Source organism: Paenibacillus sp. MABNR03 (genome assembly GCF_050455445.1).
Classification (GTDB): Bacteria; Bacillota; Bacilli; order Paenibacillales; family Paenibacillaceae; genus Paenibacillus; species Paenibacillus xylanilyticus.
The window spans coordinates 154,113-178,332 of sequence record NZ_JBCIYR010000004.1; the positions used below are offsets into that span (position 1 = coordinate 154,113).

20 protein-coding genes and 1 pseudogene are annotated in these 24,220 nt (G+C 48.1%); 15 read left to right on the forward strand and 6 right to left on the reverse strand.

Annotation, left to right across the window (positions count from 1 at the left end; translation table 11 throughout):
- Positions 1-55: 55 nt before the first annotated feature.
- Positions 56-832 carry an isocitrate lyase/PEP mutase family protein gene (locus AAIH57_RS20460; protein ID WP_430022811.1) on the reverse strand — a complete coding sequence of 259 codons (777 nt, stop codon included), beginning with the start codon at positions 830-832 and terminating at the stop codon, positions 56-58.
- Positions 833-889: 57 nt separating this feature from the next.
- A complete protein-coding gene (locus tag AAIH57_RS20465; RefSeq protein WP_430022812.1) occupies positions 890-1,948 on the reverse strand; it encodes a bifunctional transcriptional activator/DNA repair enzyme AdaA in 1,059 nt (352 codons plus the stop codon).
- 333 nt (positions 1,949-2,281) lie between these two features.
- On the opposite strand from AAIH57_RS20465, the gene AAIH57_RS20470 reads away from it, so the two are divergent.
- Positions 2,282-2,872 (forward strand): hypothetical protein, encoded by a 591-nt coding sequence (locus tag AAIH57_RS20470; protein ID WP_175396975.1) that lies wholly within the window; start codon positions 2,282-2,284, stop codon positions 2,870-2,872.
- Positions 2,873-2,945: 73 nt separating this feature from the next.
- Here the strand turns inward: AAIH57_RS20470 and AAIH57_RS20475 are convergent, their stop codons facing one another.
- The gene (locus tag AAIH57_RS20475) at positions 2,946-3,863 is read right to left on the reverse strand and encodes a phosphatidate cytidylyltransferase (protein ID WP_175396974.1); all 918 of its coding nucleotides are present in this window, start codon (positions 3,861-3,863) and stop codon (positions 2,946-2,948) included.
- 98 nt (positions 3,864-3,961) lie between these two features.
- Between AAIH57_RS20475 and AAIH57_RS20480 the strand changes: the two genes are divergently transcribed.
- From AAIH57_RS20480 to AAIH57_RS20490, 3 genes and pseudogenes are all read left to right on the forward strand, one after another.
- Positions 3,962-4,504: a hypothetical protein gene (locus AAIH57_RS20480; protein WP_175396973.1), complete on the forward strand. Its 543-nt coding sequence runs from the start codon at positions 3,962-3,964 to the stop codon at positions 4,502-4,504.
- A 205-nt stretch (positions 4,505-4,709) separates the two neighbouring features.
- Positions 4,710-4,847, forward strand: a pseudogene (locus AAIH57_RS20485) (GntP family permease); the annotation flags it as partial.
- 22 nt (positions 4,848-4,869) lie between these two features.
- Positions 4,870-6,018 carry a glycerate kinase family protein gene (locus tag AAIH57_RS20490; protein ID WP_430022813.1) on the forward strand — a complete coding sequence of 383 codons (1,149 nt, stop codon included), beginning with the start codon at positions 4,870-4,872 and terminating at the stop codon, positions 6,016-6,018.
- Between the two features lie 102 nt (positions 6,019-6,120).
- On the opposite strand, the gene AAIH57_RS20495 is transcribed toward AAIH57_RS20490, so the two are convergent.
- Positions 6,121-7,167 (reverse strand): CdaR family transcriptional regulator, encoded by a 1,047-nt coding sequence (locus AAIH57_RS20495; protein WP_430022814.1) that lies wholly within the window; start codon positions 7,165-7,167, stop codon positions 6,121-6,123.
- Positions 7,168-7,594: 427 nt separating this feature from the next.
- Between AAIH57_RS20495 and AAIH57_RS20500 the strand changes: the two genes are divergently transcribed.
- Positions 7,595-11,791, forward strand: coding sequence for a DUF4073 domain-containing protein (locus AAIH57_RS20500; RefSeq protein ID WP_430022815.1), 4,197 nt, complete (start codon positions 7,595-7,597; stop codon positions 11,789-11,791).
- 200 nt (positions 11,792-11,991) lie between these two features.
- Here the strand turns inward: AAIH57_RS20500 and AAIH57_RS20505 are convergent, their stop codons facing one another.
- Entirely contained in the window at positions 11,992-12,495 is a 504-nt protein-coding gene (locus AAIH57_RS20505) for a GbsR/MarR family transcriptional regulator (protein ID WP_175397093.1), read from the reverse strand.
- Between the two features lie 239 nt (positions 12,496-12,734).
- Between AAIH57_RS20505 and AAIH57_RS20510 the strand changes: the two genes are divergently transcribed.
- From AAIH57_RS20510 to AAIH57_RS20540, 7 genes are all read left to right on the forward strand, one after another.
- Positions 12,735-13,610 (forward strand): carbohydrate ABC transporter permease, encoded by an 876-nt coding sequence (locus AAIH57_RS20510; protein WP_175396969.1) that lies wholly within the window; start codon positions 12,735-12,737, stop codon positions 13,608-13,610.
- Positions 13,610-14,527, forward strand: a complete 918-nt coding sequence (locus AAIH57_RS20515; RefSeq protein ID WP_246310956.1) for a carbohydrate ABC transporter permease — start codon at positions 13,610-13,612, stop codon at positions 14,525-14,527. Before AAIH57_RS20510 ends, AAIH57_RS20515 begins: the two co-directional genes overlap by 1 nt.
- 33 nt (positions 14,528-14,560) lie before the next feature.
- The gene (locus AAIH57_RS20520; protein ID WP_430022816.1) at positions 14,561-15,937 is read left to right on the forward strand and encodes an ABC transporter substrate-binding protein; all 1,377 of its coding nucleotides are present in this window, start codon (positions 14,561-14,563) and stop codon (positions 15,935-15,937) included.
- A gap of 12 nt (positions 15,938-15,949) precedes the next feature.
- The gene (locus AAIH57_RS20525; RefSeq protein ID WP_430022817.1) at positions 15,950-16,717 is read left to right on the forward strand and encodes an HAD family hydrolase; all 768 of its coding nucleotides are present in this window, start codon (positions 15,950-15,952) and stop codon (positions 16,715-16,717) included.
- Complete coding sequence (locus tag AAIH57_RS20530) at positions 16,714-17,049, forward strand: DMT family transporter (RefSeq protein ID WP_175396966.1); 336 nt, start codon at positions 16,714-16,716, stop codon at positions 17,047-17,049. Before AAIH57_RS20525 ends, AAIH57_RS20530 begins: the two co-directional genes overlap by 4 nt.
- Positions 17,049-18,050: a metallophosphoesterase family protein gene (locus AAIH57_RS20535; RefSeq protein WP_430022818.1), complete on the forward strand. Its 1,002-nt coding sequence runs from the start codon at positions 17,049-17,051 to the stop codon at positions 18,048-18,050. The genes AAIH57_RS20530 and AAIH57_RS20535 overlap by 1 nt, the downstream gene beginning before the upstream one ends.
- A gap of 255 nt (positions 18,051-18,305) precedes the next feature.
- A complete protein-coding gene (locus AAIH57_RS20540) occupies positions 18,306-19,766 on the forward strand; it encodes a carboxylesterase/lipase family protein (RefSeq protein WP_430022819.1) in 1,461 nt (486 codons plus the stop codon).
- A gap of 125 nt (positions 19,767-19,891) precedes the next feature.
- On the opposite strand, the gene AAIH57_RS20545 is transcribed toward AAIH57_RS20540, so the two are convergent.
- Complete coding sequence (locus AAIH57_RS20545; RefSeq protein ID WP_430022820.1) at positions 19,892-21,058, reverse strand: VanZ family protein; 1,167 nt, start codon at positions 21,056-21,058, stop codon at positions 19,892-19,894.
- 297 nt (positions 21,059-21,355) lie between these two features.
- Between AAIH57_RS20545 and AAIH57_RS20550 the strand changes: the two genes are divergently transcribed.
- The 3 genes from AAIH57_RS20550 (at position 21,356) to AAIH57_RS20560 (ending at position 24,180) form a co-directional block, all read left to right on the forward strand.
- Positions 21,356-21,697, forward strand: coding sequence for a zinc ribbon domain-containing protein YjdM (locus tag AAIH57_RS20550; protein WP_175396963.1), 342 nt, complete (start codon positions 21,356-21,358; stop codon positions 21,695-21,697).
- 433 nt (positions 21,698-22,130) lie between these two features.
- Positions 22,131-22,943 (forward strand): class I SAM-dependent methyltransferase, encoded by an 813-nt coding sequence (locus AAIH57_RS20555; RefSeq protein WP_430022821.1) that lies wholly within the window; start codon positions 22,131-22,133, stop codon positions 22,941-22,943.
- A gap of 175 nt (positions 22,944-23,118) precedes the next feature.
- Complete coding sequence (locus AAIH57_RS20560; RefSeq protein ID WP_430022822.1) at positions 23,119-24,180, forward strand: LLM class flavin-dependent oxidoreductase; 1,062 nt, start codon at positions 23,119-23,121, stop codon at positions 24,178-24,180.
- Positions 24,181-24,220 lie beyond the last annotated feature (40 nt).

Sequence of the window (24,220 nt, forward strand, 5' to 3'; positions counted from 1 at the left end):
CACCCGTGCCTCGTGTTTTTCTGCGTGTTTAAACCATTAAGGACACTGAAACTTATCAGCTCGTTTCAAGCAGGATGCTTCGTCCTAGTTCTTTCAAATATTCCATCGCTTGCTGATATGGATAAGGTCCATAGCTTACGCGGGATACTCCCAGTTTGGCGAGTTGTTTCGGTGTTGGCTCATCGGATGTTACCATCACGTTCACTGGAAGCGTGGAGCGCTCACATAGCTCCTGAATCAGTTGTTGATTTTGCAGACCTGGAACGAATAGACCGCTCGCTCCTGCTTCTGCATAAGCCAGTGATCGTACGATTGCTTCTTCGAGGTGGGATTGAGCATGCTGATCTGGTGCAGTTTGCAGAAAAATATCCGTGCGGGCATTAATAAACAAAGGAATGTCTGCCAGTTCTGCAGCTTCCCGAGCTGCTTTGAGACGCTGACCATGCTCTTCCACCGAGTAGAGACCTGTTCCCCCTGGGAGTTGATCTTCAATGTTGATGCCTATGGCTCCATGCTCGATTACCCGAAGGACATTTTCCTTCACTTCTGACGCAAACCTTCCATGTCCTCCCTCAATATCTACTGTAACAGGCAGTTTTGTCCTTGATGTGATGCGAGCCAGATTGGCAAGCACCCATGAGAAGGGCATTTCTTCCCCATCCTGTTCACCGTGGGCAGCGGCAACGGACCAGCTTCCGGTAGCGATCGCTTTGGCTCCAGTCGACTCAATCGCTTGTGTGCTTCCGGCATCCCAAACATTGACCAACACAAGGGGATTACCTTTTACATGAAGCTGGTGAAACAGCTCTGCTTTCTCTTTAAGGGTTTGCATAGGTTGACTCTCCTCCGTTATATCTCTACAAATTGAATTACTTTTGCCGATCATGTTTCAATGATTGCTGTCACAACCAGACTTCTCATGCATCAACAGCCAGTTCTTACGAGTTAGACCACCACCGTATCCACCCAGATCACCACTTGCATTAATGACCCTGTGGCACGGAATCACAATGGCCAGTTGATTGGCTCCATTCGCCTGTGCTACCGCACGGCATGCGGACGGTTTGCCCAGTGCTGCGGCGATATCCTGATACGACCTTGTCTCGCCCGGTGGAATCGCAACAAGCTGTTCCCAGACGCTCTTTTGAAATGGTGTTCCTAAACAGAACAACGGAGTATGAAATGCAGATAGAGTCCCTTCGAAATACTGCTCCAGTTCCCGTTCTATGGAGCGAATGGGTTCGGTTACACCAGGCACAATCGCTGACTTGGTTCGCTTTCGCAGCCGCTCGACTTCCCGTTCCAGGCCTCTTCGATCCACAAATTCAAGCAGATATAGGGCAGTATCATCTGCGACGGCCATCATGGGTCCAAGACGTGTATCGATCCAGGAGGCCTTCAGCACCTGCCCATCGTCCACTTGAGTTGGGGCGGCACCCATGATTCGGGAAAAGGCATCCCGGAAACCGCTGCTGGATTCGTAGCCAGTGGATAACTGAGTATCAATGATCGTGCGACCAGAGCGGATGTCCTTCAGGGCGAGCCCCATGCGACGTGCGCGGGCATATTCCACAAAGGTCATTCCGAAACGCTTTTTGAACTGCCGGCGGGCCGTAGACTCGTCAATGGACAGGTTTCTGAAATCCTGGCCCTTCCACCGCTTTTCCGGATTGTTTTCGACTGCTTCGACCAATATACGTACTACATCAGACACCTGATTGGGATGGGACAGGGGACGACAGCGCTGACAAGGCCGAAATGAAGCAAGAAGTGCCTGCTGTGCGGTTTCGTAAAATTCACAGTTCTCGAATTTGGGCTTCCGTGCAGGGCAGGTTGGGCGACAGAACACCCCCGTCGTTTTGACGCCGACATAAAATAAACCTTCGTATTCCGAATCTTTGGCCACCAGTGCCTGATAGTATTGTTCTTTCAGTTCAGCATTGATCATTGATCGCACGTCCTTACTATTTTTGTTCCAGTTGGCAGAAGGTAACTCCTTCAGAAGGCTACCTTTCCTTGATATTATAAAAAAACGACGAATGAGGCATCGCCGAAATTCAGGCATTAATATTTTTATTTGAGGAACATACATGGAATTGAATTCTTGACCGACCTTACTAAGGTAACACATGTCCATTTCTAGGTTCGCCGAGGCAGGTGCGGTAAAGAATTTATTAATGATTTACATATAATGGAGCTTCATGAGGGACGATATGGTGTAGTGATTATTAAGGCATGTGTTGTTTCGATCTATTAGACCAAGGTGGAAGGAGTTCCAGTGATGAAAAAGAATATAAATAAATCTGCTCTATTGGTGTCGATGCTGTGCATCCTGCTGCTGATCAGCGCCTGTGGCGCGAAAAATAACAATGAATCGGTTCAGGAACACGCCTATCCGCAATCGAAGGAGCCTATTGAGGAAGCGGGGAACAGTTCGGTTCCCAATTCGGACGCCAAACAGGGCAAAGAGGACCCGGCGAATACGGCTGACGGGAATGAAGGTAAACTGTCAGCTCAATCCGATTCATCTGCGAACGCAGACGAACCCATTACAATTAGCATTGACCAGTCGGACAAGCCGAAGGAGAACAACAAGAGCTTTGATTTTTCCGTGAATCAGGTACCTGAGGGGTACACCCTATCTGAATTACGGTGGACATCCAACCAGATCACCATTGTGAACACGCCAGCAGAAGCCATTCAGCACGGGGGAGATGGAAAAGAAGGCTTCTATATCAGTGGTAACGGACAATTCTCCGGATTTAAGTACACGGATGAGATGAAGGGTGAACGGGGCAAAATCACTCTTGTATACGAAAACGAAGCGGGTCAGGAGATCATGGCAGAGAAGGAAGTTGAATTGAAAAAATAAGTCCAAGCAGCCGGGAGACGGCTGCTTTCTTGTTATATCAAAACAGGTGCCTAACATCATAAGCCTTGTCGTTCTACATAAAGTCAAAGAAATAACGCACCACATGAAACATGACCGGAGAGGTGTAAGTCAGGCTGTCGACCCGGCTCAAATAGCTTTTTTTGAGTGCATCAAATTTGTTGTCGTCCCCGATTAACAAATCCCGCTTCAGTACAGACACCGTCAGACTTCCGAAGAAACCGGCGAGGCTGATCAACACACCGATGAAGATTCCGAATTGCCAATCAAACGGAGTCAGATAAGGGTGAATGAAGTAAGAGGCAGCGGTGGTTACAATGAATGCACAGGCGAACCCTTCCCACGTCAAAAAGGGATTGGCTGTTGGCACCACTTTTCGTTTGCCCAGGTAAAGAGAAACCAGATAGTGCACCACATCGTTAAGCTGTGTTAACACAACCAGAAACAGCACCAGCTTCGACCCATACTCCGGCGCTGCGAACGGGAAGTAGGCCAGATGGCTGAGCCCGAATACCATCAGCATCAACCCCCACTGCGTAGAACTCACGCTTCGCAGAAAGCCGACCGTTCCCTTGTTAATCAGGCGTGGCAGCGGCAATACGAGGAAGACGTACAGTGGAATAAAGACGATAAACATTCCATACCATCCAATATAGATCCAGTAGAACTGAACCGGTATGGCGAGATACGCCCACAGGAAAAGTCTGCGATCCGCCTTGCGTGTGGTGCGGATCATGGAGAAATACTCCTTGAGCGCAAAGAACGCGAGCACCATCAGCGAGATTAGGGAGACAATCGGATTGAAGAGGGTGGCAAGACAGAAAATGACGAGCATGCCCCACCAGGTTTTGATTTTGTTGCCGATGCCCGAATAATCCTTGTCCGGCTGAAGCTTTGCAATGATTTTGTACACGATATGTATGACGAGTAGTGCTGTGAAAATGAGAGTTAATGTGAAGAGCGAACTGCTCACGTACCGATCACCTGCTTATTCCAGAAGTAAGATCCCATAATAGGGTACCTATGTTATTATGAAGGAATAGTGCCAACTTGATAAGGGGAAATTTCGTCATGACAGCTGAACACTCGATCTATATCCTGCTTACGAATACAGGGACATTGTTTACCAAAGTCATTCAAAGCTACACGAGAGCACCATATAATCATGCCTCGATTTCCTTTAACCGGGAATTATCCGAGCTGTACAGCTTCGGCCGCAAGCACCCGAACAATCCACTGAATGGTGGTTTCGTGAAGGAAGACATACAGACAGGTACATATAGCAAATATCCGAATACGACATGTGTCATTTACGAGCTTCAGGTTACGGATCGTGAAGTGGAAAAGATGAAGCGGGTGCTGCAGATCTTTATTCGCAGCCGGCAGAAATACATGTACAATCTGCTGGGTGTGATCGGCATTACCTTGAAGGAACCCGTGGAATTCAGCAACTCCTACTTCTGCTCCCAGTTCGTGGCTGAAATTCTCCAGCGTTCTGGCATCAAGCTGTGGAACAAGCTGCCCGCGCTCGTAACCCCGGATGATTTCCGGCAGAGTGATCGATTGAAGCTGGTTTATGAAGGAAAATTAAGTGACTATAAGCCGGGTGCATAAATGCTGAACAGCCTGCTGCCGCAGATATTGGGCAACAGGCTGTTTCTGTATTTCACGGGAAGGTTTTCGCCGACTGGTCAAAATCAGCCTCGATATTGCCCTATATCTCCGGTGTTGTGCGTTTGCATAATGAATTTCGTCCTTTAATCAATATTTATTAAATGTTCCAGCGTCTATAATGAGAGCGTATTCAACAAGTGCATGGGAGGGTAACTACTTCCATGTTTCGGCAGACAGCATGAAGATGACCATTCGGCAGCGGATGGGCGTCATTCCATATGAAGCAATTGTAGGTGGAACGATGGCGATTTTAGCCACATTATTATACGGATTTATTCTCTAATAACTAGGATGGGGTGAGAAGAATGGGAGAGAAGACATTTGTACTGGCACCGGATTCATTTAAGGAGAGCATGACGGCGAAGGAAGTCTGTATCGCGATGGAAAAAGGATTGCGTAAAATCTATCCGGCAGCGAGTTACGTCCATGTGCCTATGGCGGATGGCGGCGAAGGGACGGTGCAATCGCTGGTAGATGCCTCCAGTGGTGCCATTCACCGTAAAGAGGTGAGTGGGCCGCTTGGTCAGCCGGTCATTGCACAGTACGGCATTCTGGGTGACGGTAAAACGGCAGCCATCGAGATGGCTTCGGCCAGTGGGATTCATCTGGTAACCAAGGACACCCGAGATCCGCTCCGTACGACGACATATGGAACAGGAGAGCTCATTCGGGAATGTCTGAACCTCGGAATTCGCAAAATTATTATCGGAATCGGCGGCAGTGCCACCAACGATGGCGGTACTGGCATGGCCGAAGCGCTGGGGGCGAAGTTTCTGGATGCTCAAGGTCAGCCGCTTGCCCGTGGTGGCGGTGCTCTGAACCAGTTAGCCCATATCGATGTATCCGGCTTGGACCCACGTCTGCAGGAAGTGGAGCTCATTGTCGCTTGTGATGTGACCAATCCGCTGTACGGGGAGCATGGTGCTTCAAGGGTGTTTGGACCGCAGAAGGGGGCTACACCGGAAATGGTACAGCTGCTGGATGCCAACCTCTCCCATTATGCGGAGGTGGTGAAGCAGCAGCTGGATAAAGATATTCGGGATGTTCCAGGCGCAGGAGCAGCAGGTGGACTGGGTGCAGGATTGCTGATTTTCACCCAGGCTGTTCTGCGTAAAGGCATTGAGATTGTCATCGAATATACAGGTTTGCAGGGTAAGCTGAACCATGCAGATGTGGTGTTTACAGGCGAGGGTGGAATCGATTTTCAAACAAAATTCGGCAAAACACCATACGGCGTTGCAAAGGCAGCCAAGGAAGCAGGCAAACCGGTTATTGCCATCGCAGGATGTGTTGGTGAAGGAATCGATACACTGTATAGTGAGGGGATCGATGCCGTGTTCGGTATTGTCCCGGGAGCAGCCGATCTGGGTAAGCTGCTTTGTGAAGGGCCGGAGAATGTGGAGCGCACCATGGAGAATATTGCGAGGGTACTGAAGTTGGGCTTGTGTTTCTAGATCTAAATGTTGTAATTGAAGAAAAAAATGATTGAGACGGGGGATGGTTCCTGCAGGAGTGCAGGTATCGTGTGCCCGTCTCTTTGCTGTTTAGAGCTGGTGCTACTGATAGAACGCGAGCAGTCCATGGGTAAGTTCAATCAGTTCAAGCAGGTTTCGTGGATCCCTGCCCGTAACGCTCTGTATGCGTTTGAGGCGATATTGCAGGGTGTTTCGATGAATATTAAGATCGGTGGCTGTTATGGTCATGCTGCCATTATGATGGATAAAGCTGCGGAGAGTGTCCAGCAGATCCGCATGATCTTCCAGCCTGCTGACGATATTGGCCTGAGAAGTTAGGCGGGCTTTGCTGAACTGCACCAGAAATTGCACCTCATCGTAACGGATAAGAGTTGCAGCCGGCTGAAGTGCCAACAAAATATTCATGGCGGACCTTGCCTGTTCATAACATACGGCAATGTTGGGTTCTCTCCGGCTAACAGAAATAAAGCAGTGAGGTTGTTCCAGTTGTAATTGCTGAACCAGGGGATCAAGGTCTGATTCGCTCTGAATCATGACGATGTGTGCATTGCCTTCGTCCTCAATAGAGAAGGAGGGGAATTTCAGCAAAACTTTGCCGAACTCTTCATTAAATTCAGGTGAATTCACGAGGGCCCTCATATATAGAAGAACCGTTGGCAATTGCAGATCGAGATTATATTGCCATGCTTCTTTCCTGAACTTCATGGAGTAGGAACCGGAATGATTCAACAGACGTTCCAGGAAAGCCTTTTTGCGGGAGGCCTCATGGGCCAGGTTCTCCAGTTGATTCCGTTGTTCAATGAGGAGAGAAACAGTTGTCCGCACAATGTTGCAGAACGGACGGACTTCGTCCGGATGGCCGGAAATTCCGATCACACCGACATGCTGATTGTTGATACCAATCGGCTCATTGGTGCCCATTTTCTCCAATCTACCATCCTGCCAGACCTCAATTCGACTTCCTGTAGTTAGTGCCCGAACAGCCCCCTGATGAACCGTACCGACCCGCTCCTTCTGACCGCTCCCTATAATAATGCCTTCCTCGTTCATGATATTGATGTTGTAGGGGATGTCCTGCATCATTTTGTCGACGATTTCCTGTGCCTGTTTCTCGGTAAGCTGCAGCAATGCAGTTCCTCCTTTTCCATCGTTCAGTCTGAGTAGATCATCTAATTTCCTATACCTGTTCCAAAATTATTCAATATTGTGCATCTGAACGAAATTATAGATGATTGATAAGGCTTACACAAATGGTTGCGTTCACGTAATTACTGACCATTATTTTTATCTGTCAGCACGTGGATTTTGCAAGGTGGAAAGATGCTGATTGGATGCAAAGGAAGAAGGGCAATGTAGGTCTCTATCATTACATATAAATCGAAAAATGATGAATAATGACGAAAAATATTTAAGATTCGACCTGATTTTTACCTCCAGAAAGGATCTTTTTCCATTTACTGGATTGATTGTTCAGAATCCGTTCAGAGTTGTGTACTACAATAGGCCTAAACTATAGGACATTAGAATGGAATAGAGAAGGGGAGGATACAGGTTTATGCTTTATAGAAAGCTGGTAAGTTGTTTATTAGTTGCGGTTCTGTTTTTACAGGTTTTTAGTGTAGGAGGAGTAGCGAATGCGGCTTCACCACTAGGGGATCTCAATGAAGCTAAGAGGAACGCAGACATTGCTGAGGTCCAACGCATTATTGATCAAAATGGTTTTTTAACGATACCAGATGGATATACATCCATGGACGAGAATCAAAAAGGGGAAATCGCAAGAGGGATGGTTTACTTGCTTCCGCAAGATTATAGCTACGATAGTATTAGCCAGGCCCAATATTTCTTCAACGTACTGAATTCCTTGGTGCTTTATCCCAAACAGACAGATAACAACATTGTGCAGCAAATGCTGAACGATATGTATCATTTATTTGGACAAGCAACAGAAAACTTTCAAAGTGAATTATCCATTCGGATGCATGATGCTGGTGTAAAGCACGACATGTTATTGGGGGCCGATAAACAGATCTTTGCAAGCTGGATGCAGTTTTCAAATGCAACGGTAGGTTCTGCGGATTCAATCAATTATGAAACCCAGATTGACTACATGATAAGTGAGCTGTCAAATTATCATGGAATAAATGCAGCTCTTAATGCCGTAGAGATGGAAAGTGTTCTATTTAACCTCTACCTCACAGGGATTATGTTTAATCAGTTCATTGAAACAAGTCCAGACAGTGGCGCTCTGCCCCTCCCAGTACATCTGGGCATGATGTCTGCCATGATAGATAATGCGCAAAAGAGAGCTGAGCTGGCACAGTGGATGATTGATCAAAGACCAATTGGTGGATATAACACTGTAGCAGAAGTACAAACTGCATTGGATACATTCTTCGCACCAGCCGCACCACTAGTTACTGCGGATGATGAAGCCAATGTAATCTTGGGTGCAGACGGTACGATGGAGTATAGTCAGAATGATGACGGGAACTGGAGCGAATATATTTCCTCAAATCCACCCGTATTCAACGGTAATGTAACTGTTAAAGTACGTGTGAAAACGAACGGGAATACCCCGGCAGGTCTTGCTGCAACCTTGAATTTTACAGAAAACAGTGGAACAGACCCACTTGAGCCAATAAATCTGGCAAAAACGGCTCAGAATGTGGCTGGGGTACTCACAGCAGTTCAAAATCCCCAATTGGGAGTTAACCTCCCCGCCGATTTTAGCAGCTGGACTAATAACGAAAAAGAATCTATGGCTGAGTTTTTAATTTATATGAACGGAAGCAAGGAATATGTAAGTAAAGATCAAGTACAATATGTGATTGATCTGGTTAATTACCCACGCGGTATTCTTCAAACCCGTGATTTACTGAGCGTAGAGCAGAAGGTTACAACGTATTTTGGCATGCTGATGGGTCTGCCTGAGGTATTTAGTGCGAATATGGATTCCAGCATCCAGAGCTTCTACAGTATCGGGAAAAAGTATCGTGATTTGTCAGCAGTAGATAAGCAAATTTTAGCATACAACATTAAATTTGATATTATGCGCAGTTCTATACCTGTATATCAGTATAGTGAGCAGCTATCTACCGAATTATCGACGTATGGACCAATCAACACTCTGACGAACCAAACCAAAATGTACAATGCATTGGTACGTCTACGTTTATTACAGAAGGAATCAACGCAGTATAACCTGGATGCATCTACGGGAGAATTGATGGAAGTATTCTCGCTCAATCTTGATAAAGTAGATGGCATTACATTTGCAAGATACAAAGAACTGGCCCAATGGATGATTGATAAAAGGCCCGTAAGCGGATATACCGGATACAGTGAAATCCAGGAAACTTTTAATGCATTTTTTGCCCCACCAGTTTCACCGCCTGCACCTAATGTTCAAGCGGATGATATCAATAACACTATAATCGGTGCGGATTCTACAATGGAATATTCATTGAATGGTGGTGCGCAGTGGTTCTCTTACGTGCCGGAAGAAAATCCGCGCATTGATGGGGCGTACACCGTCTTGGTTCGGGTTAAAGCTAACGGTAATGTCCCTGCTGGTGAATCGGCGACGTTAACTTTTACAGAAAATGTGCTTCGGACACCAATGGAACAACTGAACCAAGCGGTGGATGCAGAAAATGTATATGATGTTCTATCTATTATCCGCAACAGCCCTGAGCTTGTAACACTTCCTGCGGGATTCAATGATCTTACCCTTGAAGAGCAATTAGCTGTAGCCCAAGCTGTGATTGATTTGCTTCCAGATGAGTATGATTATGATGTTGAAGGACAAGTGAGGTATACAGTTGAGCTTGCATATGAAGCCGTGCTTGCCTACAAGGCAACCAGTCAGTCTGAGATGCAAAATCACTTGGATAATTTCTATTTGAAGCTTTCTCAAGTAGATGATTATTTCTCCATTGAAGAGTTTGAAGAATTCCGTATGCTCAGCAAAAAGTATGTGGATGGATCTGTTGTAGATCAGAAAATGATTGCTTATTTGGCCCGCCTTGTGATGGAACAAGAGGAGTTGTCAGTGGATCAGGCTGTGCTCGGCATGGTTATGATCTTGACCATTTCTCCTTCCTTTAATGTAGACACTACGGGCGAGATGAGTCAGACTTTGGTTACACTTCTGATGATTCAACAAGAGGTTGAAGAATTCAACAACCAGGCAGGAGAGGGGAAATTTGAGGATTTCCCATTGAACTTTTCGAGATTGACAGAGTTGTCGAGCGATGAGTCTAAGATCGAAAAGCTTGCACAATGGATGCTGGACAAGAGACCGGCTAATGGTTATGTAAGCTATACGGAGGTTCAATCCGCATTTGACGAGTTTTTTGAACCCAAAACTCCGGTTACCAATCCGCCAAGCAGTGGTGGAAGCACCGGTGGCGGATCTTCATCCACTCCTGTAACATCGGCGCCAGCAACAAACCAGGAAACACTTACGGTTGATGTGAATGGTACCAATGGGACCAATTTGGTGAAAACAACGATTACACGTACAACCAATACAGACGGTAAGGTGAAGGATCTTGTAACGATGTCTGAAGCGACTGCAAGAGAGTCCGTAGAAAAAGCGAAACAGCTTGGCATGGATACAGCGCGCATCGTTATTCCGGACGCCAAAGATTCCGTATCCGAGACTCGCATTGAACTGCCAAAAGCAGCGGTAAAACTGCTGAATGACGGCGGACTTAAGCTGGAGATCTCAACAGAGAATGCAATCATTTCGATTCCAACGAGTTCGACCGCAGGCTTCGACCAAGATTTGTATTTCCGCATCGTTCCGATGAAGCAGGAATCCCAGCGCCAAGAAGTGGAAGAACGCGCGAAGAAAGAGCAGCTGATTCAGCAAATTAAACCTAATGCAGACGTAAACGTATTGGCTCGTCCGGTAGAGATTGAAACGAATATGCAAAGTCGTGAAGTCACACTGACGTTGCCGCTGCGCGATAGTCTGCCGACAGATGCAGCTGCACGTCAGCAGGCGTTGGACAACCTGGCTGTGTACATTGAGCACAGTGACGGTACCAAAGAGCTGATTCAAGGCAAGCTGGTCAAGCTGAATGATGGCAGCGAAGGCATTGAATTTACAGTAAGCAAATTCAGCACGTTCACGCTGGTTGTTGTGGATGGTCTGAAAGCATCGCAAGATACACACAAACCATATATTAATGGCTTTGGGGATGAGTTCCGTCCAGATGCATTCGTGACCCGTGCACAAATGGCAGCCATGCTGGCGCGGAACCTGTCGGAGGGAACAGAGACAGCGAACTCCGTTACCTTTACGGATGTAGCTGCAACTCACTGGGCTGCCAGCAACATTGAACAGACCCAGGCTGCAGGCATCATGAATGGTATGAGTTCGACTCTATTTGCGCCAGAAGGTTCAATCACTCGTGCGCAAATGGCAGCCATTGCTTACCGCTGGATGCAGCAGCAATCCAATGCTGCAGCAGCTAGTGAACCTGGCGCATCCTTTGCAGATGTATCTACAGACTTCTGGGCTGCTGAAGCAATCGCGTATGTGCAATCTGCTGGTTTGATGACCGGATACACGGATGGTACGTTCAAACCGGACAACAAATTGACTCGAGCTGAAGCAGTAAAAGTGTTAAATGTGCTGTTCAAGCGTACACCGGCACCTGGAATGTCCAGTGTTACATTTACCGATGTACCCGCAACACACTGGGCTTATGCAGATATTGAAGCCGCAGCACACAAATAAGCGTCAGTAGAAGTGAACACTAAAAGGGCCACCCGAAGGGGTGACCTTTTTTGGTTTTAACGAACTATCACATACGAATAGAGGTAATTTTACATGTGCGTCATTTCAACGAACTGTAGGTGCTTTATTCATCACATTGTGTATACTTTTGCACGTTTCTGCAATTTCAACTGCTTTGTCCGCTTTCTTGTGGAGCATTTTCAAAAAAAACCGCCATCCCGCAGCTGGTTTACAAACCCCTGCAGCCACTGATAATACTGCTCCGCGTGCTGAAGCTTGTGTAAATCCCGCAGAGCTTCCTCCCGCTCCTCAGGCAGCGTCGTTCTGGCGAGAATAATTTCGGATAACTCCGGAATAACCTCCTGAAGGCTTTCCTGCATGACGTCGATTTCCCGCTGGAGTTTGGCTCCAAAGAAGTTTTGGAACGTTCGGAAAAAGTCTGTTTCCGCCAAATAAAGATCCTGCCGCTCTCGCTTTTCCTCCAGTTTGTAAATCATCTGTGACTCTGTAAGAGAACGTACGGCATAGCTCATATTGCTCTTGCTCATGTTCATGGAATTCTTCATTTCTTCCAGTGTCATGGGTCGATCCTCGAAATACATAATGCCATACAATTGGCCAAAGGAATGATTCACTCCGTATAAATCCATGGTATGGGCAATCGCGTTGATGACTTTCTCCCTCAGCTCACGCCGATAGGACATCGCAACATGATCCTGGTCCCCGGCTGCATCTTTTCCCACAATCTCACCTCTGGTATATGGATGGGATTTCCTTTTACGTTTTCATATTTTACATGACTTCCCGAGATTTTAACATAACCCGGAATTTGTTTTTTCAAATGTATTATACAATCATTTTTGTACGGAAGAGAATATAGAGCAATTTTAAACGAGTTTATCCTTAATGTTAAATAAAAATTGAACGATGAGGAGTGTGTGAATTGCGTGTGAAATTATGGAGGGAAACAGAGGCAATTCTGTTCACCCTTCCCGCTCTGGTCCCGCTGCTCGTTTTCTGGCTCGGGCCTCTGGGATACATTGTTTATCTGAGTTTTACGGATTGGGATTTCATGAGTCCGGACAAACTGTTCGTTGGTTTGGAGAACTACAGCTATCTGCTAACCAACTCCGAATTCTACCAATCGCTGAAGGTGACCTTATTGTTCGGATTAGGGAGTGTTGTGCCAACCATTGTTGGTGGACTGGCGCTGGCACTGCTCATGAACAGCCGGATCAAATCATCCGGAGTGTTCAGGACGCTGCTGTTTTCCCCTTGGGTGACACCAACGGTAGCCGTATCCATTGCATGGTCATGGATATTTGAACCGGAGGTTGGACTTGCCAACCTCATGCTGGGTTGGGTTGGCGTATCCCCCATTGGCTGGCTTCGGGATGCGGACTGGGCACTTGTGGCTGTTCTCATCGTCACCCTTTGGAAGTCCATTGGCTGGTCCATGGTGTTCTATCTGGTTGCCCTGCGCAACCTGCCATCCGATCTGCTGGAAGCCGCTTCCATAGATGGGGCAGGGAGCTGGGACAAGTTTCGAAGTATTACACTGCCATTGATCTCGCCAACCACGTTCTTCCTGTCTATCATTCTGACAATCCAGTCCCTTCAGGCCTATGATCAGATCAATGTAATGACGCAGGGGGGACCCGCCGGATCAACGAGAACACTGCTCTATATGTATTATCAGTCTGCGTTTGAATCTTTCAACGTAGGCGAGGCATCGGCGATTGCTGTTGTCATTATTCTGATCTGCGTACTGCTGTCGGGCATATCGTTCCTGCTCAGCAGACGCCTGGTGCACTACTAATGGACATGACCGCAATAAGTAAACAACAAACAAGTAGAGGTTCGAGTCGTGAGAAGACGCAAAAGAAGAAGGTTCCCCGTGCGGGGAAATTATGGGGTACCGCAATCCGTTATCTGCTGCTCGCGTTAATTAGCCTGGGCATGGCCTTCCCTTTTTACTGGATGGTGATCAGCGGCTTCAAGACCAATGATGAGATCTGGCAGTTCCCGCCGACCTTCTGGCCGGAGACGTTCCGCTGGAACAATTATGTGGATGCATGGCAGTCGGCGCCATTTGCCCGTTACATGTTGAACAGCACAGGTGTAGCTGCTGCAATCTGTCTGTTCCAAATCATCAACTCCAGCATGATGGCTTACGCCTTGACCCATATGCGTTTTCGAATAAAGGGCGTACTCACCGGACTTATTCTGGTCGGGTATATGATTCCGAGTACGGCAGTTTATCTGCCCAGTTATCTGGTACTCAGCGAGCTTCGGTTGCTGGATTCCTATACAGGCTTGATTGTATCCAACTGTGTCAGTGTGTTCTCCATTTTCCTGATTCGTCAGGCGTTCATGCAGGTGTCTCATGAGCTGGTGGAAGCCGGGCAGCTGGATGGGGCGTCTCACTTCCGCATTTTGTGGACCATCATAGCCCCACTGGTTCGCTCAACATTTGCCGTGATGGTATTGATTACATTTATCGACCAGTACAACAACTATTTCTGGCCGATGCTCATTACAAAAGATCCGAATCTGCAGCTGGTTTCAGCGGGGCTGCGCAGCTTTTTCGTGGAGGGCGGAGCCTATGGACTGGCTTGGCCGCAGATTATGGCAGCCAGTGCGTTTACCATCGCACCATTGCTCATTCTCTTCCTGTTTACCCAGAAAACGATCATGCAAAGTGTAAACATGACAGCTGGCGTGAACAAAAACTGATTTTCACAACATATCTATATAGGAGGAATCAAAATGAATTGGAAATTTGCGAGTACAGCGTGGAAGAAAAAATGGAAACTCAGGTGGAAAGGAGGCATGTCACTGGTTCTGGCGGCGAGCTTTGCTCTGATCACAGCATGTGGTTCCACAGCGGGCAGCGGCTCAGGCACAGGATCAGATGCAGCGGCGAGCGGGGCGGATTCGGCGTCCAGCGGTCCGGTAGAGATTGAATTCTGGTACGGCTTGGGGGGTAACCTGGGGGATAACATGAAGAAAACAATTGACGCCTTCAATGCTTCCCAGAACGAAGTGGTCGTCAAAGGTATTGTGCAAGCGGATTATACAGAAACCGAACAGAAGCTGCAGGCAGCGATTGCTTCCAAAAAGGTACCCGCAGCCGTACTTAGTGCCAATATGGACTGGGCCCGCAAAGGATATTATGCATCCATGGATGAGATGATTGCTGCGGATCAGGACTTCAATAAAGAGGACTATGTCCAAACGTTCCTGGATCAGGGAAAAGTGGATGGCAAGCAGTACTTCCTGCCGATGTACGGAACCACCCAAGTGATGTATTACCGTATGGATACCCTGAAGGAGAATGGGATCGATCCTGCAAGTCTGACGACATGGGAAGCGCTGGCGGATGCTGCCGCGAAGATGACCAAGCAGGAGAATGGCAAAACCACCTTCTACGGCTGGGAGCCGATGTGGGGCAGTGATAACATGATCGACGCCGTGCTTGGGAAGGGCGGACAGATTCTGAGTGATGACGGCAAGACGGTGATGATCGATTCACCGGAGTGGGTAGAGACGTGGGAACTGTTCCGCAAATGGATTCACGAGGACAAGATTATGGGCATTCACTTTGGCGGACAGGGCTGGGAATATTGGTACAAAACGATTGATGATGTCATGAAAAATAAAGCAGCAGGCTACACCGGCTCCAGCGGTGATCAGGGCGACCTGGACTTCAGTATCGTGGCAGCCATGGAGCAACCAGGCTGGGAAGGTGTAGGACAAGGCAAACCGATAGCGAGTGCAATCATGGCCGGCATCCCGGCTGAAGCAAGTCCTGAACAGCAGCAAGCGGCATACCAATGGCTGACGTATTTCTCGGAGACTGCCAACACAGCGGCTTGGTCCATGAACACAGGATACATTGCCGTCCGTCAGTCTGCGCAGGAAGATCCGGATTTCAAAGCGTTCAGTGAAGAAAATCCACAAATCAAGGTCCCTCTTCAACAAGCAGCGCATGCTTCCGCTCCATTCCAGGATCCGACTGGCGGCAAGATCAACGAAGCGTTGAAGGATGCGGCAGACCAGGTGCAGATTAACAATATGCCTGCTGAACAGGCCCTCAAGGAAGCCAAAGAGAAGGCTCAGAAGGAACTGGATCGGGTGAAATAAGGAGCTTAAACGATGTCTGAATTGAATTTGGGGATTTCGTCTACCGCGATTGAGGCGATTCTGTTTGACAAGGATGGAACCCTGCTGGATTTTACGGTTATGTGGGGCTTCTGGACAGATTGCATAATGGAAAACTTCAGAGAAGAGCTTGCCGCCCGCGGTCTTCTGTTTGCTGAGGAAGAGGTCCCCCAGATCTGGGGGACCTTCCATGATGAGCAGGGCCGAATGAATGGATATGATGTGCGGGGGCCCCTCGCCATGGGTACGATGGAGGAAGTGTATGCCGTGCTGACGTGGCATGGGTACCGTGCAGGACTGAGTTGGGCAGAAGCCAAAATCATCGTGAGGGAGTGTCTTTTGCAGGCGGAATATGCCATGAACAAGGCACGTCCCATTCAGCCGCTTCCCGGCGTACGTGCATTTTTGGAGCAGTGTCGCGATAAGGGGTTGAAGATGGGCGTAGTTACTGCAGATGAGACGGAGAGCGCTCTGCGCCATCTGCAGTGGATGGGAATCGACTCCTTTTTCACCGTGGTCGTGGGGACAGATCAGGTTGGACGGGGCAAGCCGTTTCCTGACATGCTCATGCTGGCCTGTGAGCGTATGGGTGTCTCGGTTAGCGGGTCTGTGGTCATTGGTGATACCGATGGTGATATGGAAATGGCACGCGCTGCAAGAGCCGCATGGAAGATTGCTGTAGGCGACCCTGCACAGATCCAACTATCTGACCGTACGGTACGTTCATTTCATGAACTGCTGGAAGTTGGGGTGACTGGATGACGAGCCATGCCTACACAGGATGGGTATTGCTCGCACTGGCCATAGGGCTGGAATTGAGTGGCACAATTCTGATGAGAGTATCCGATGGTTTTACCCGCCTGTGGCCTTCCATTTTTATGTTTGTCTGTTATGGGGCAAGCTTTACCCTATTGAATTTTGCAGTGAAATATATGCCTCTTGGTGTCGCTTATGCGATCTGGTCAGGGGTAGGCATAACGCTAATTGGGGTTGTGGGACATTACTTTCTGGGAGAACGACTGAAGGCAATGTCAATGGTCTGGATGGGCTTCATCCTGATTGGTATTATCGGACTGAAATGGAGTGATTCCTAATGGAAAATGGACATCATCTTGAACAACCACTAGTCAGCTTTCAGGTTATCACCGACACCCATGTGAGAGATCAAGCTGACCATATTTACAATCGTCATCTGGAGAAGGCGCTCGCTGACATCACATCGTATGCGAAGGATAGCAGTGGGATTATGCATGTGGGCGATGTGACCGATCGCGGTCTGCCGGAAGAATACCAAGAGCTGCAGCGTATCCTGGATACTCAACGGGATGCACTGCCCGAGATACGTTATACCGTAGGCAATCATGATATCGGAGCCATTCTGTGGCAGGACCCTCCATTAAATCTCACGACGATGACACCGTATGAGGTTGGTGAAGTGCTGGGTCATCCAGAGCGTATGGGTGAAGGAAATAATACAACTGGTGACGCTCCTATTACAACGGAGGGAATCTGGCAGAAACGATTGAATGATTTCACAGCCACCACAGGCATGAAGGGTTCGTATCACGACCACTGGATCCATGGTTATCATTATATCTTTCTGGGTTCGGAGCAGCCCCATCCGAAGGATTGTGATATGTCTGCCGAACAACTAGCGTGGTTGGAAACAACATTGTCCGAGCAGGCTTCTCCTGACCGACCGATTTTTGTCTTTTTGCATCAGCCGCTGATGGATACCGTTGCCGGTTCGATGAAAGATCAGGGCTGGTATGGCGTGAACCAGGATGCCGAAGTAAAGTCTGTTCTGAGTCGCTATCCTCAGGTGATTCTGTTCTCAGGACATACCCATTGGCAACTGGAGGCACCCCGCACCATGGTTGAAGCCGGCGGTCAGCTGCCAACGATGTTTAATGCCGCTTCCGTAGCATACTTGTGGACGGATGAGGATGAGCATCTGGAGGGAAGTCAAGGTTTGCAGGTGGATGTGTACGCTGATCGGGTTGTCGTCAAGGGACGGAATTATGTGACGGGGACTTGGATCGAGGGTGCAGAGTATACAATACCGTATCCAGTGAAAGTGAAGGTCGACATGTAGGGTAATGATTCGTAAGACAGCATCCAATCATGTGAACAATCTGAGATGGATGAATGCAGCGGATACGATGTTCAAATGTTAGCTGGGCATAGAAGACTTCGCCGAAACTCGCAGCGGAGTCTTCGCTGTGTAAGTAAAAGTTCCACGTGAAACGTATCCTCCGGGCTGTTTTTGGGTAAACTTGTAAATTGGTCTTGTGGAGTTCTATACTCAATAGTAGTAGAAAATTGAAAAAAGAGAGGATGTATACGCCACATGGAAGAACTTCAAGTTAACATGAGATACGGTATAGTTCAGGGTGAGCATCTGCATGGAACAAGGGTATGGAAAGGCATCCCTTATGCCAAACCACCCGTGGGTGAATTGCGTTTCCAAGCCCCTGTTCAGCCCGAGTCCTGGGACGGGATCCGAGAGGCCAGGAAATTCGGTCCTGAAAATATACAGCCAAGAAATCACCAAGCGGAGGGGATGGCCGGAGAGCCTCCCGTTGAATCGGAAGACAGTCTTTACCTGAACATCTGGGCACCTGAAAAAGAAAGCAGCGATCCACTCCCGGTCATGGTATGGATTCATGGTGGATCATTCACCTCGGGCGCGGGAAGCCAGCCCCTGTATGATGGTACACAACTGGTCCTCCGGGGGAACGTTATCGTTGTGACAATGAACTACCGTCTGGGGCCGCTCGGATTCATGCATATGGCACCGCTGGGCGATGGTTTTGCAACCAATGTGGGTCTGCTGGATCAGGTTGCTGCCCTGCAGTGGGTGAAGGACAACATCGGAGCCTTTGGAGGTGACCCGGGCAACGTTACGGTGTTCGGTGAATCTGCAGGCAGCATGAGCATTGCGGCCCTAATGGCGATGCCGGCGGCCAAGGGATTGTTCCACCGGGCCATTATGCAGAGTGGTGCGTCCCAATTCATGCCGGCAGAGCAAGCCGCGGAGATCCGCAGCGCGATGCTGAAGGTACTGGGCGTGGAACCGCATGATCTACATAAGCTGAAAACCATTCCGGCTGAGCAGATCGTTGCAGCTGGCGAAGCGGTCAAAAAACACAGCGGTGCTGCCATGGCTTTGTTATTCCAGCCCGTGCTGGATGGCGTAACCTTGCCGAAATCTCCATTAGAAGCTGTTCGTGAGGGCGCTGCCCAGGGCATCCCTGTTCTGATCGGTACTACCCTGCATGAAGGTTCACTGTTCATTCAGCCGCATGTACCGTATTCGGAAGAGATCAATATGGTAAAAGCAGTTGACTTTATGACGCCGGATCTGGAGAATCGTGCAGCGATCGCGGACAGCTATCCCAAAACGGCAGACGGACAGGCCCAGGTCATGACCGATCTGTTCTTCTGGCGGTCAGCACTGCAATATGCCGCTGCACAACAGAAATACGCCCCTGTATGGATGTACCGCTTCGATTGGGTCATGCCGGAGCATCCGCTGCTGAAAAAGTCGATCCACAGCATTGATATCTTCTTCGCCTTTAATACATTGCCTGTGCTGAAATTTATGAATGCCGAACCGGATGCCGCGGCTGCAGAGCTGGCAGGCAAGGTGCAGGATGCCTGGCTTTCCTTTGCCAAGCATGGCCGTCCGGAGACGGATGGTGTGAACTGGCCTGCTTATAAGGAAGATCGTGCTACGTTAATATTTAATCATGATATTGAGTTGGTGCATGATCCAGAAGCATCCAAGCGGGAACTGCTTGGCGTGTAAACGAACGGCTCGTGACGTCACGGTACACACATCAAAGGCGCCTTCCGTCATTCCTGACGGGAGACGCCTTTCTTTTGCCAATTTCTAAACGATTGCTCACCAAACTGTAATACGGACTGCTAAATTTACTTGCGGGAAGCTCTAATACCGGATACATGATCACAATAGAATGCCCGGCCGCCTCTGGAGAAGAGCACCAGCACAACATGGATGAAGATTGCTGCAAACATAAGCATATAGAGGCCGATAATACCGACCGAAATCCATACTTTATATGGCTCAAGCACTGAATCGTTATTTACAAATGCATAGTCGTTAATGAGCCGGATCATGGTGAAAATGAGCCATGGAACGTAGAGTGCAAGCCAGCGTTTAAACAGGGCTCGCATGGACGGCTTATCCGTCTGCCTGCGGACATACCGGAAACGCATGAGGGCGGAGCCTGGCGTTTTACCATCTCGAACGGTTGGAATGAAGAATAATACAATGAGCAGCGCAATGGTCGTATTTGCTGCACTGGTGATGAGATTGGTATTCGATAAACTGAAGATGGAGAGCAGGTTCGATATGAAAACAACGACCACACCATCAATGATCAGTGCGAGCAGCTGAGGTATAGGATATACCTTGTTTTCCTCCACAATCTGCTCACTCTTCGCCTGAATGCTTGCACGCGATGGGAACAACGCAAGCAGTATAGGAGCTGCAAAAAATCCAAGCACGGCCCCTGATGTATTTGACAGCAGATCATCAACATCGAACAGGCGGTAGGGACAGTTGTAATAACCGTAGAATCCGGTGATTTGCGTAATTTCAAAGAACAGGGAAAGGCCAAATCCGCCAATTAAGGCATACTTCCAGTAGGATCTCTTTTGAAAGAAATACCGGATATATACACCCAGCGGCATGAGGAGCAGGACATTAAACAATATTTGCAGGAAGGCTCTGCCCTGAATCATCCCGACATAGGTGGCTGGCTGAGACCATACAATCGGCGTTTCTTTCATAATATCTTTTACAAAAGTGAATGGAACGAGATTGTAATATACCGTGTCGGCTGCTTGCTGCGCGCATGTGTTTCGCGTCGTCGGGAATGGCAGAATGACAAGACAATACGCAGCCAGAATATAAAAGATAAAGGAAAAGCTGATGCCAAACCGGGACCAGCTAAAAAATCCGTCTTTGCGATAACCATAGATCAGCCACGGAACAAGCAGAAACATGGAGATGATCACAAAGATAAAAAAAGCGGTTTGAACAGGGAAAACATAGGATGACATGGACATGGACATGAAAAGGAACTCCTTTGATTAGAAATATGTCATGGACGGGCTGCAACCCGGCTCTAATTATGCAATTTAGCATGAATCTGAAATTAAATATGTTCGGGAATCTCTTCCGGTTAGGTATATCGTATAAGATTAGTTTTAAAGTACGGAGAGGTGAACCTTAAATTTGGTTTAAATTCCATTAACCGAACGTGGAGTAGGACTATCATGGCTTTAACGTGTCCTATAGGCTGGAAGGAACATGAGGAATCCCTTATACTTGCGAGAAGACACAAAAAATGAATGGAGCGTTTAAACCATATGTCTAATTTGCCTAACTGCCCGAAATGCAATTCTGAATACACGTATGAGGACGGTAATCTGTTGATCTGCCCGGAGTGCGCACATGAGTGGACGTTGGAATCGGAAACCGAAAGTGCCGAAGATACCAAAGTCGTACGTGACTCCAACGGCAATGTACTGAATGATGGAGATACCGTGACGGTCATTAAGGATCTGAAGGTTAAAGGCAGCTCACTGGTAGTTAAACAGGGAACTAAAGTGAAAAACATTCGTCTGATTGACGGTGACCATGATATTGACTGCAAAATCGACAGTCTGGGCGCAATGAAGCTGAAGTCTGAATTTGTGAAAAAGATCTAGTTCATCATCGTGTGTTACATAGTTGAAGAGATTATCTGCGCAGTTGATCTGAATGAGTTGACAGGAAATATATGGGTGATATATACTGTCTGAAATTTAACAGCAAAACGCAATGATCAGGAGCATTAAGGATAAAGGCTGGCCCAGAGAACTGCCGATATGGTGCAAGGCAGTCCATCCCTGTCCCCAACTCGCCTGTGAGCGGCAGGATTAACCATCAGTCACACATGCTGACTGCAAAGAGATCCTGACGGCTAACCCCCGTCATCCGGTCCTGAGTTCCTATGACAGTAAGTTTTGGTAATCTGCCATGTCACTGTCCAGGATGAAGAAGAGTGGTACCGCGAAGGTCAAACCTGTCGCCTCTTAATTGAGGTGGCAGGTTATTTGTGTTTTATGGCCTCAATATGAGAAGAAGGCAGGTGTCGGACGGATGACAAGAGATCGAATCATTAACTATTATTCCGGATTTGACGAATGGGGAAGACTGGAGCGGGAGCCGCTGGAATTCATCATTAACATGCATTACATCCGAGCACATCTTCCTGCAGCAGGACTTGTTCTGGATAATGGGGCAGGGCCAGGGAAATATGCCATGGAACTTGCGAAACTTGGATACCATGTGACACTGTCAGACCTGACACCTGCTTCTGTGGATATCGCAAGGCAGAAGGCTCAGGAGTTCGGTCTGATGAGTCAATTCGAAGGATTTCACGTGTTGGATGCGACCCGTATGGAAGGAATTCCTGACGAAACGTATGATGCATCGCTGATGCTGGGACCGCTGTATCACCTGCAAGCGGAGCAGGAGCGGGTAGCGGCTATGAAGGAACTGCACCGGGTGACGAAGCCGGATGGCGTGGTCTTTATCGCGATGCAGAGCCGAATGAGAATGGGCATTACCTCGCTGCAGTCTCCCCAGCAATGGAAGCCCAATGATCATATGAGTGCTATTCGTTCTTTTGTTGAAAAGGGGACATTCGACCATCAGGATCAGGGTCGATTTACAGGAGCGTACTATTTCAACATTCCGAATATTAAGCCGTTTATGGAGGAACAGGGATTTGAAACGATAAATCTGATTGGATCATCCAGCCTTGGGGCCATGCTCACTGAAGAGCAGCAGCAGTATTGGAAGGAGCGTGGCGAGTATGATGAGCTGATCCAATTTATGATTGAGATGGCTCAAGATCCGTCAATTCTGGGAATATCGTCACATCTGCTGTATATCGGGAAAAAGAAATAATCATCAATTTCATAGGGAATTGAGAATAATATGTCATAATCATGCCCTCTGAAAGAAGAGGGCTCTTGTGTTTTTCTTCAAAATAGTTCAATATTAAGATATATAACAAAAGGTGATCTACTTACAATAGGTTAGATGAACGACGGATCGCTTCATAAACAGGGAGGAACAGAACATGGAAATCGGAATTAGTACCTTTGTAGAAACAAATCCGGATGTAAACACCAGAGAACTCATCAGTCACGCGCAGCGTATTCGTGATGTTGTGGAGGAGATTGTCCTGGCTGACGAGGTTGGTCTGGATGTATATGGAGTGGGTGAGCATCACCGTGCTGACTATGCAGCTTCATCGCCAGCAGTCATTTTGGCAGCAGCAGCTTCACAGACCAAACGCATTCGGCTGACCAGCGCCGTAACCGTTCTGTCTTCGGCAGATCCGGTCCGGGTATTTCAGGATTTTGCGACGTTGGACGGCATTTCGAATGGACGTGCAGAAATCATGGCGGGCCGGGGTTCGTTCATTGAATCATTTCCGTTGTTTGGCTATGATCTGAACGACTATGATGAGTTATTCGACGAGAAATTGGATCTGCTGCTCAAGCTTCGTGATTCGGAAAAAGTAACCTGGGAAGGCAAGCATCGTCCTTCCTTCAATAACCTGGGCATCTACCCGCGTCCGGTACAGGAGAAGCTTCCGGTATGGATCGGCAGTGGCGGTAACCAGGAGTCGGTTGTGCGCGCAGGGCTGCTCGGTCTGCCGCTGGTGCTCGCCATTATCGGCGGTCGCCCGGTTCAGTTTGCCCCACTGGTGGAGTTGTACAAAAAAGCAGCAGCACATGCAGGACATGATGCTTCCAAACTGACGGTGGCATCACACTCTCACGGTTTTATCGCCGATACGACAGATGAAGCTGTTGAGAAATTCTTCCCGCCTGCACAGGCGGTCATGAATATACTGGGCCGCGAACGTGGCTGGGGTCACTACAGCCGTGCAACGTTTGATGCTGCACGCAGCCTTGAAGGGGCGCTGTACGTAGGTGACGTGGAGACGGTAGCTCAAAAAATTATCTATCTGCGCAAAGAAGTCGGCATCACTCGTTTCATGCTGCACACCCCTCTTGGTACGATGCCGCACAATGAGGTTATGAGAGCGATCGAGCTGCTCGGTAAAGAGGTTGCTCCAATCGTGCGTAAAGAAATTGCACGTTGGGAAGCCGAGAATGGAGAAGCGCGTTAATTCAGTTTGCTGAACAGAGAATATAGTACATCGTGTATTT

What these genes read in the sequence shown, in the direction of transcription:
- AAIH57_RS20460 (WP_430022811.1), bottom strand. Translation starts at nt 832, where the DNA reads ATGCAAACCCTTAAAGAGAAAGCAGAGCTGTTTCACCAGCTTCATGTA.
- AAIH57_RS20465 (WP_430022812.1), bottom strand. Translation starts at nt 1,948, where the DNA reads ATGATCAATGCTGAACTGAAAGAACAATACTATCAGGCACTGGTGGCC.
- AAIH57_RS20470 (WP_175396975.1), top strand. Translation starts at nt 2,282, where the DNA reads ATGAAAAAGAATATAAATAAATCTGCTCTATTGGTGTCGATGCTGTGC.
- AAIH57_RS20480 (WP_175396973.1), top strand. Translation starts at nt 3,962, where the DNA reads ATGACAGCTGAACACTCGATCTATATCCTGCTTACGAATACAGGGACA.
- AAIH57_RS20490 (WP_430022813.1), top strand. Translation starts at nt 4,870, where the DNA reads ATGGGAGAGAAGACATTTGTACTGGCACCGGATTCATTTAAGGAGAGC.
- AAIH57_RS20500 (WP_430022815.1), top strand. Translation starts at nt 7,595, where the DNA reads ATGCTTTATAGAAAGCTGGTAAGTTGTTTATTAGTTGCGGTTCTGTTT.
- AAIH57_RS20505 (WP_175397093.1), bottom strand. Translation starts at nt 12,495, where the DNA reads ATGTCCTATCGGCGTGAGCTGAGGGAGAAAGTCATCAACGCGATTGCC.
- AAIH57_RS20515 (WP_246310956.1), top strand. Translation starts at nt 13,610, where the DNA reads ATGGACATGACCGCAATAAGTAAACAACAAACAAGTAGAGGTTCGAGT.
- AAIH57_RS20520 (WP_430022816.1), top strand. Translation starts at nt 14,561, where the DNA reads ATGAATTGGAAATTTGCGAGTACAGCGTGGAAGAAAAAATGGAAACTC.
- AAIH57_RS20525 (WP_430022817.1), top strand. Translation starts at nt 15,950, where the DNA reads ATGTCTGAATTGAATTTGGGGATTTCGTCTACCGCGATTGAGGCGATT.
- AAIH57_RS20530 (WP_175396966.1), top strand. Translation starts at nt 16,714, where the DNA reads ATGACGAGCCATGCCTACACAGGATGGGTATTGCTCGCACTGGCCATA.
- AAIH57_RS20535 (WP_430022818.1), top strand. Translation starts at nt 17,049, where the DNA reads ATGGAAAATGGACATCATCTTGAACAACCACTAGTCAGCTTTCAGGTT.
- AAIH57_RS20540 (WP_430022819.1), top strand. Translation starts at nt 18,306, where the DNA reads ATGGAAGAACTTCAAGTTAACATGAGATACGGTATAGTTCAGGGTGAG.
- AAIH57_RS20545 (WP_430022820.1), bottom strand. Translation starts at nt 21,058, where the DNA reads ATGTCCATGTCCATGTCATCCTATGTTTTCCCTGTTCAAACCGCTTTT.
- AAIH57_RS20550 (WP_175396963.1), top strand. Translation starts at nt 21,356, where the DNA reads ATGTCTAATTTGCCTAACTGCCCGAAATGCAATTCTGAATACACGTAT.
- AAIH57_RS20555 (WP_430022821.1), top strand. Translation starts at nt 22,131, where the DNA reads ATGACAAGAGATCGAATCATTAACTATTATTCCGGATTTGACGAATGG.
- AAIH57_RS20560 (WP_430022822.1), top strand. Translation starts at nt 23,119, where the DNA reads ATGGAAATCGGAATTAGTACCTTTGTAGAAACAAATCCGGATGTAAAC.